This window comes from Bacillus sp. 522_BSPC, assembly GCF_001076885.1.
Taxonomy (GTDB): Bacteria; Bacillota; Bacilli; order Bacillales; family Cytobacillaceae; genus Niallia; species Niallia hominis.
This window is the reverse complement of the sequence record NZ_JVDT01000122.1, coordinates 56,739-63,881: the sequence shown is the minus strand read 5'-3', so window position 1 is coordinate 63,881 and position 7,143 is coordinate 56,739. Positions and strand designations below refer to the sequence as shown.

Sequence of the window (7,143 nt, the reverse complement as noted above, 5' to 3'; positions counted from 1 at the left end):
TTAAAGATTGTTCGTCTTTAAAGATTAGTTATTTAGTTTTGTCCTAGCCTCTTTTTCTGTATAATATTTTGCTTAAGATGGTTCTTTCAATACGTAATAATAGAAAAAACAATGGAAAAAAATTTTATAAAACACTTTACAAATCGTAATGATTACGGTTAATATAAGATAGTCGATGAAATGATTATTCACTCAACACTCTAAATCGTAATTGTTTCGATTTGTTTTTTCAGCCTATTGAAAGTTCCCGAAGGAGTTTTAAGGGAAAATGAGCTGACCAAAACTTCTGTAGGTATTTTTTTTAATCAGTAGAGGGAACAAGAGAATAATGAAGAGGAATGGTCTTATTTAATCCTCACATATTAAGTAAGGAGGTTAAGATGCTAAAAATAGTTTTCCTACCTTTATGATTTTCATCAGTTTTCAATAAATGGTGGCGAACCTAATTGTAGCTTACATAAACCTTGTATTGATACACCATTCAAGGTTACTTATCCAGTATCACAAATGGATAATTAGGGTATGAACAAAGAAAGGTTTGGTAATTATGAGAGTAAATATTACACTTGTTTGCACAGAAACAGGAGATAAGCAACTAACTTTACGAAAATATCCGAAAAATATTGCATAATGAAAGTATTTAAAAAGGCAGGGTGAAATAAATGGGGAAAAAATTTAAATTAATTAGTATGATGTTACTTGCAGTATTGATAATAGCTGCATGTGGGAAAGGTGAAAAGGATGTGTCTAGTGGATCAAGCAAAGAAAAGCTACAGATCATGACAACATTTTATCCAATGTATGAATTTACAAAAAACATAGCTGGTGATAAGGCAAATGTAAAAATACTTATACCTTCTAGTCAAGAGCCACATGGTTGGGAACCGACACCGAAAGATATAGCAAATGTCCAAGCATCAGATTTATTTATTTTTAATAGTATTTATATGGAAAGCTTTGTAGATACAATTAAAGCTGCTGTTGATAATAAAGAAACAGTGTTCGTTGAAGCAAGTAGTGACATTACTTTAAAAGAGGGAATTACAGATGAACATGATCTTGAGAGTGAAGAGGAAGAACACGATCATGAGAACAAAGAGGAAGACCATGATCATGATAGTGAAGAAGCTGAAGACGAGCATAGCCATGAGAAAGATCCGCATGTGTGGTTAAGCCCAGCACTAGCGATTAAAGAAGTAGAAACAATTACAGCTAGTCTAATTGAAGCAGATCCAGATAATAAGGAAAGCTATCAACAAAATAGTGAAGCATATATTGCGCAATTATCAGCACTTGATCAAGAATATCAAGACGCTTTAAGTAAAGTAGAGAAAAAAGAGATGATTACCCAGCATGCTGCATTTGGATACTTAGCTAGTGAATATGGACTTACACAAGTACCAATTTCTGGATTATCACCAGAAGAAGAACCAAATGCACAACGATTAGCTGAATTAAAGGATTTTGCAAAAGAGCATGATATTAGTGTTATTTATTTTGAAGAAACGGCATCTAAAAAGGTTGCCGATACACTCGCATCTGAAATTGGTGCAAAAACAGAAGTGCTTAGCACATTAGAAGTATTAAGCAAAGTAGATGAAGATAATGGATTGGATTATATTAAGGTAATGGAAAGAAATCTAGAAAAAATTGTGCAAGCGCAACAATAATATCATAGCTTAAGAAGTCTCCATTGGTGTTTTTTCTCTTTCCAATGGAGGCTTTTCATTTAGGTGTACTTACCTGTTGCTTTGCGGGAGTTAAAAGTGTTATTGTAATATTGAAAGCGTTTTGATGGAGGGATAAGGATGGTTGCTAATCAACGGTTTGTGTTTATAGGAGATAGTATTACACAGGCGGATAAACTTGAAGATAGCGAACATATCGGTCATGGATATGTTCGGTATATTAAAGATTATATTGCCATAAATCAGCCTGAAGCTTTGCCGGTATTTTTTAATAAAGGTATCAATGGAAATAGAATCCTAGATTTAGAGAAAAGGTGGGAAGAGGATGTCCTATCGTTGCGCCCAGATTTAGTATCTATTTCAATTGGAATAAATGATGTATGGAGACAGCTAGACAACCCTGATATGGAACAAGTTACTCCTGTTATTTTTAGGGAAATATATGAGCGCCTTTTAACACAAGTAAAGATAAATACGGAAGCTAGGATCTTTTTAATGGAACCAACAATCATCGAGGAATCGGTAGAAGCAAAAGGGAATATTTTATTAAAGGATTTTGTAGCAGTGATTCATCAATTAGCAAAAAAACATGAAGCAATAGTTGTCCCGACACATCAAGTGTTTATCGAATATTTACAGAAACCCAATCATCAAGTGTTGACAACAGACGGAGTACATATGAATTCTGCTGGGAATATGTTGATGGCACAGGCATGGTTGAAAACTTATAATAATGTAATATAGCAAAATAGAAAACTATTAGTATAAGAGGCGTTGTTGCTAACTAACATGCCTCTTTCTTTTTGTGCAAACTGTTTATTCTAAACCAGTTAATCCAAAGAATAAGAAAGTCTTTCCTAATCCGAAATATCAAGGTATGATAGGAGAAGCAAATAGAAAGAGAGTGAACAACAAACATGACGATGCGACTTAGAGATTGGGATCGAAATTTAAAGATTCGTCTTGCTGGTGAATCAACCGTTAATGTTACATTTTGGATGTTTTTCCCGTTTTTAGCGATTTATTTTACAGAATCATTTGGCAAATCGATTGCTGGGTTCTTATTAATACTTTCACAAGGGTTTTCGGTTGTTGCCAATCTACTTGGTGGCTATTATGCAGATAAATACGGAAGAAAGAAAATGATGGTCCTATCAAGCTTGGCGCAAGGGATTTCTTACCTAGTCTTTGCTTTAGCAAGCTCTCCTTGGCTTGATTCTCCTGCCATTAGTTTTATCTGTTTTACAGTGATTAGCCTTTTTACAAGTATCTATTGGCCAGCAAGTCAAGCGATGGTAGCTGATGTAGTTAAGGAGAAAGATCGCAGTAGTGTATTTGCGATATTCTATACGTCTACTAATATTGCAGTAGTAATAGGCCCTATATTAGGAGGGTTCTTTTATAAGGATTATCGATTCTTCCTTTTACTAGCAGCTGGACTATTAAATATTCTATTAAGTATTGTTTTAAAAATTTGGATAGCAGAAACAGCCCCACCATACAAAGAGGCAACTGGCACAAAAAAGAATTGGATGATGGCGTTAGGTAATCAGATGAAAGATTATCAGGTTATTGTCAGAGATCGAACTTTTTTAATGTTTATTTTAGCAGGGGTATTAATCGGACAAACTTTTATGCAATTAGATTTATTACTGCCTGTTTATGTCGATGAAATGGTTTCAACCCAAAGATTATTTTCTATCGGCAGTTGGTCGTTAGAGATTCAAAGTACGCAGGCATTTGGATTAATCCTAGCAGAAAATGGTTTAGTAGTAGCTATATTTACGATAATGGTGACAAGATGGATGTCTAAATACAAAGAGAAGAATGTATTTATTGTCTCCTCCTTTATTTATGCAACGGCAGTTATTATGTTTAGCCAAACCAATTTGATTTTGGGGTTAATGTTTGCGATGCTATTATTTAGTTTTGCTGAACTGATGACAGCAGGAATCCAGCAAAGCTTTATATCGGAAATCGCTCCTCGGGACCAAAGGGGAAAATATTTTGCAGCAGCTAGTCTGAGGTTTACTTTTTCCAAAATGATTGCACCATTATCTATTCCAATGAGTGCGTGGTTTGGATTCAAATGGACATTTTTGATTATTGCTATACTTGCCATAATAAGTGCTTTTATTTATTATGTGATGTTTAAACAATTCGAAATGAAAAAGAGAAATTTACAAGCAGTGAAACAGTTATAATAAATAAACTCCTGCGGAATTAGGTGATAATCTAAAACCGCAGGAGTTTTTTTAAGTATTTTTTCTTCCTGTCGAATTCTCCATAGTCTGTTTGTGTGTGTAACAATTACTTTAACAATAGCAAAGATTGGGATTACAAGAACCATGCCGATAACACCTATAAATCGCCCCGCAACTAAAACTAAAACCATTACTGTGACTGGATGGATAGACATCCTTTTTCCAATAATTTGTGGTTGAACAAAAAGACTCTCCATTTGTTGAATAATCACAACAATTACGAGAACAATAATTGCCTGTATCGGCGAGTGTAATAGCCTGACGATGACAGAAGGAATAGCACCAATCCAAGGACCTACCAAAAATAAATTTAATCAATTTTGTCTTTACCTCCAAACTTTTTCCGTCATCTTATCGTCTAATAAGTAAGTAAGGGGGGTTATCGTATGGAAGAATTGTCAGCAAGCTGGAATGAAATAGACAATAAAGAAGAAGTATTTGAAGAAATAATGATTACATATGGACAAGAGCTGTTGCATTTGGTTTTTTCCTATGTGAGAAATCAAGCAATAGCCGAAGAATTAACACAGGATATATTTATAAAAGTATATTATTCATTGAATAAATATAAGGGAAAATCTAGCTTACGAACATGGCTATGGAGAATAGCTATTAACCGCTGTAAAGATTATTTGAAAAGTTGGTATGCAAAAAATGTTGTAAAAGTAGATGATGAATTTCTTTTTGGGATAGACAGAAATGAAAATGTGGAAGAAGAAATTCTTCAAAAAGAAGAAGAGCAATTACTTATTCAAGCTGTCATGAATTTGCCAATCGTATATCGGGAAATTATTTTTCTCTTTTACTTTGAAGAACTATCAATAAACGAGATTTCTTCCATATTAAAAATAAATGAAAATACTATCAAAACACGACTTAGAAGAGCAAAGCATTTATTAAAAAAGATAGGAGATGAAGAAAAATGGAAAAACATCTAAAAAACCTTCCATCTAGCTTGAAAAAGACTTATTTTGATCATCTTCCTTTTAGTGAGGAGCATCGTAAAGAAATCTTAAAAAAAATTCAAATAAAGGATAAGGAAGAGGAAGTACTATTAGCAGTTTTACAATTACTGCATAATAGAAAAACTGGTTTTGAATTAACACAATTGTTACGTGCCCGTGGCTTTGAAAGATTTGAGAAAAAGGAAGGGTTTATCTATACTTTATTGCATCGTTTAGAACAGAAAAATATCATTGCTTCTGAATGGGAGGATAAAAAGGTTAAATATTACCGAATAGATCGAAAAGGAAAAAAGCTTGAAAAAAAGTTGGAAGTAGAAGGGGGAGCTAACAAAGATATTAGAGAATTGATAGATTGGGTGTACGTAAATGAATAAAAGGCATATATTTTTAGATAAAGTGATAGAGCAAGTGAAATCAAAAGATGCAAAGGATTCAATTAAATTAGAAATGGAGCATCATATCCAACTTGCTAAAGAAGGTTGGATAAAAAAAGGGTTACAAGAAAAAGAAGCGGAAGAAAGAGCAATTAAAGAAATGGGAAGTCCTATTCTATTGGGACTGGAGTTAAATCAACTGCACCGTCTAACGGTTGATTGGATGGTTTTTGCTTGTACAGTTTGCTTATTGATGATTGGACTTTTACCTAATATAACGTCAGATTTATTATTTATAGCAGAGAAATTATGGACCATTTTATTGGGAGTTGGAATAGTTGTTGGAATCATGTTTTTGGATTATCGGAAATGTAAGGAATTAGGCTATGTATTTTATATGATAGGATCCATATTATTACTATCCGTCATTCTTTTTTCCAATATTACAATAAACGGAATTAACTATTTAAAAGTTGGGCCAATTATCATTAAAGGAATAATGGCAATTCCGTTCTTCCTGCTAGCTTGGGCTTCCCTTTTTACCAAGAAAAATTTTAGCTATCTGTCTTTTTTATTGTTCTTTTTCTTTTCCAGTATATTGTTTTATTTAGGATATGATAGTATTTCCACTGTCTTTATTTATTATACTATGGTGGTTGTTATGCTGTTTTGGAGCAGTTTTTCGAAAAAGCAAATCGTCTTGTCGATTGTTACGGGTGCAGTTCTTTTTATATTATTATTCGGCTATGCTTTTTTTGCAAGATTACATAGATTATTAGGATTCCTTTTTCCTGATAGATATGCGCAAGATGTTGGCTGGATATATTTATATCGAGAAAAAATGTGGGCAAGTCTCAAGTGGATAGGTTCTTCTGATATGGAGTTATTGTCTTTTGTTAATAGAACAGACACCGTATTTCTTCAGCTTTCCTCTCAATTTGGGTATGTAATAGCAGTAGTAATTGTGATTTTATTTAGTGCATTGATAATAAAAATGATTCGAAATGTTCGTTACATAAAAAATCGATATGGAAAGCTTCTCTTAATAGGTGCGATTGCGTTGTATAGTATCCAAGTGATTTATAATATAGGAATGTGTATGGGGCTATTCCCAATTATCTCTTTATCGTTGCCATTTATAAGCTATGGACTAATGCCGACCATTATTAACGCTTTATTGATAGGTCTTGTGTTAAGTATTAATCGCAGAAAAAATATCTCATAACTTTTGGAGGATTCGAATGATTCGAATGTATTTAGAGTCAATGCTAATTTATATGATTTTTGGTGCGCCAATTTATTTAATATGTCGTACTCTCTACATTAGATTAAAGAAGCAAGAGTGGAAATGGAATAAGGAAATATTACTATTTCTATTTGTCCTGTTCTGTATTGGGGTTGCATCCCAAACCATTATTCCACAATGGTATATGTCGATGGAGAATGGAAAACAGAAACTTTATATTCAACGATTAGAAGGGGGAAGAAGCATAAACCTCATTCCTTTTTCAACAATTTTTTCCTATTTAGCTATTTCTAATGAGCAAGTTAGTAATTGGAACCAAGTATCTCTTATTAATCTATTAGGAAATGTGGTCGTCTTCGTGCCATTTGGGATTTTTCTTCCATTGTTATGGCGACAGTTTAGAAAGTTTTTTCCACTGTTTTGGATGTCAATTGGTATCCCATTGTTTATTGAAATTACTCAACTATTTATTGGGAGAAGTACGGATATTGATGATGTTCTTTTAAATGCGTTAGGGATTATTTTTGGTTATTGTCTCTTTAAAATCCTTAATACTCTTTTTCCAAAAAGACTAGTTGGGCTCCAAAGATGAGAAGTAGCTTTGAA

8 protein-coding genes are annotated in these 7,143 nt (G+C 33.2%); 7 read left to right on the top strand and 1 reads right to left on the bottom strand.

The annotated features are described in order from the left end of the window. Positions 1 to 662 precede the first annotated feature (662 nt). The 3 genes from ADJ83_RS09870 (at position 663) to ADJ83_RS09860 (ending at position 3,892) form a co-directional block, all read left to right on the top strand. Positions 663 to 1,670, top strand: coding sequence for a metal ABC transporter substrate-binding protein (locus tag ADJ83_RS09870; RefSeq protein ID WP_031539101.1), 1,008 nt, complete (start codon positions 663 to 665; stop codon positions 1,668 to 1,670). 138 nt (positions 1,671 to 1,808) lie between these two features. Then, positions 1,809 to 2,432: an SGNH/GDSL hydrolase family protein gene (locus tag ADJ83_RS09865; RefSeq protein ID WP_031539100.1), complete on the top strand. Its 624-nt coding sequence runs from the start codon at positions 1,809 to 1,811 to the stop codon at positions 2,430 to 2,432. A 179-nt stretch (positions 2,433 to 2,611) separates the two neighbouring features. Then, entirely contained in the window at positions 2,612 to 3,892 is a 1,281-nt protein-coding gene (locus ADJ83_RS09860; RefSeq protein ID WP_035416638.1) for an MDR family MFS transporter, read from the top strand. Here ADJ83_RS09860 and ADJ83_RS09855 read toward each other — a convergent pair. Beyond that, on the bottom strand, positions 3,829 to 4,254 hold the full coding sequence (locus ADJ83_RS09855; protein WP_031539098.1) for an AI-2E family transporter: 426 nt from the start codon (positions 4,252 to 4,254) through the stop codon (positions 3,829 to 3,831). The genes ADJ83_RS09860 and ADJ83_RS09855 overlap by 64 nt on opposite strands. 84 nt (positions 4,255 to 4,338) lie before the next feature. On the opposite strand from ADJ83_RS09855, the gene ADJ83_RS09850 reads away from it, so the two are divergent. The 4 genes from ADJ83_RS09850 to ADJ83_RS09835 are packed head-to-tail and all read left to right on the top strand — an operon-like array spanning position 4,339 to position 7,129. Continuing rightward, positions 4,339 to 4,890, top strand: coding sequence for a sigma-70 family RNA polymerase sigma factor (locus ADJ83_RS09850; RefSeq protein WP_031539097.1), 552 nt, complete (start codon positions 4,339 to 4,341; stop codon positions 4,888 to 4,890). Further along, on the top strand, positions 4,875 to 5,291 hold the full coding sequence (locus ADJ83_RS09845; RefSeq protein ID WP_031539096.1) for a PadR family transcriptional regulator: 417 nt from the start codon (positions 4,875 to 4,877) through the stop codon (positions 5,289 to 5,291). The genes ADJ83_RS09850 and ADJ83_RS09845 overlap by 16 nt, the downstream gene beginning before the upstream one ends. After that, positions 5,284 to 6,516 (top strand): FtsW/RodA/SpoVE family cell cycle protein, encoded by a 1,233-nt coding sequence (locus ADJ83_RS09840; protein WP_031539095.1) that lies wholly within the window; start codon positions 5,284 to 5,286, stop codon positions 6,514 to 6,516. Before ADJ83_RS09845 ends, ADJ83_RS09840 begins: the two co-directional genes overlap by 8 nt. A 16-nt stretch (positions 6,517 to 6,532) precedes the next feature. Then, positions 6,533 to 7,129, top strand: a complete 597-nt coding sequence (locus tag ADJ83_RS09835) for a VanZ family protein (RefSeq protein WP_048717692.1) — start codon at positions 6,533 to 6,535, stop codon at positions 7,127 to 7,129. Positions 7,130 to 7,143: the final 14 nt, after the last annotated feature.

Bases quoted from the DNA above. Each gene is read 5' to 3' on its own strand.
- ADJ83_RS09870 (WP_031539101.1), top strand. From the start codon at position 663: ATGGGGAAAAAATTTAAATTAATTAGTATGATGTTACTTGCAGTATTG.
- ADJ83_RS09865 (WP_031539100.1), top strand. From the start codon at position 1,809: ATGGTTGCTAATCAACGGTTTGTGTTTATAGGAGATAGTATTACACAG.
- ADJ83_RS09860 (WP_035416638.1), top strand. From the start codon at position 2,612: ATGCGACTTAGAGATTGGGATCGAAATTTAAAGATTCGTCTTGCTGGT.
- ADJ83_RS09850 (WP_031539097.1), top strand. From the start codon at position 4,339: ATGGAAGAATTGTCAGCAAGCTGGAATGAAATAGACAATAAAGAAGAA.
- ADJ83_RS09845 (WP_031539096.1), top strand. From the start codon at position 4,875: ATGGAAAAACATCTAAAAAACCTTCCATCTAGCTTGAAAAAGACTTAT.
- ADJ83_RS09840 (WP_031539095.1), top strand. From the start codon at position 5,284: ATGAATAAAAGGCATATATTTTTAGATAAAGTGATAGAGCAAGTGAAA.
- ADJ83_RS09835 (WP_048717692.1), top strand. From the start codon at position 6,533: ATGATTCGAATGTATTTAGAGTCAATGCTAATTTATATGATTTTTGGT.